Here is a 541-nt window from a genome sequence, read left to right on the forward strand (position 1 = left end):
AGGTTTCAACTCTAATGCGGCGTGTTCTCGTACATGAACCAGATCCTGCAATACATGGTTTAGCGATGTGTTGTCGATGTTATCAATCGCTTTCTTGTAAATATCATTACCGCTGTGAATAAGCTCAATGATTGAGGCGATGTTTTCATTTCTCATATCTTCTCCTTTATTTTACTGCGGTTACTTTATTGCAGTGCTTAAGCGCAACTTATATTGCGATGCCTTAGCCATTAAATATGAACAATATTTTTCATGTGGCATTTTATATCTAGCATTTTGTATGCCATGAATATTGAGTGTGAGAGATGCCAGATAATATAAGGAGTAAGCATGGTGGTGGTTATTAATTGCGCGTGATTGCTTGTGGGGAATAAGAAAAAATTACAAATAAGAATCCATTCAAAGGAAATAATTACAGGTCATTTTGCAACGATAGGAGTTATTTAAATTCTATTTCAATAAAAACAATGACTTATTAACTTGGCACAGTAATCGCAATACCACTCACGAGGAAACGAAAAGAATTCACTTTTATTAGATT

Annotated in this window: 1 protein-coding gene; it reads right to left on the reverse strand. The window is 34.6% G+C overall.

The features are described from left to right. Positions 1 to 156: DUF2383 domain-containing protein (locus R8N49_RS29805; RefSeq protein WP_318190789.1), on the reverse strand; the 156-nt coding region annotated here is incomplete at its 3' end. Positions 157 to 541 lie beyond the last annotated feature (385 nt).

Source organism: Vibrio sp. 1978, from assembly GCF_033344345.1.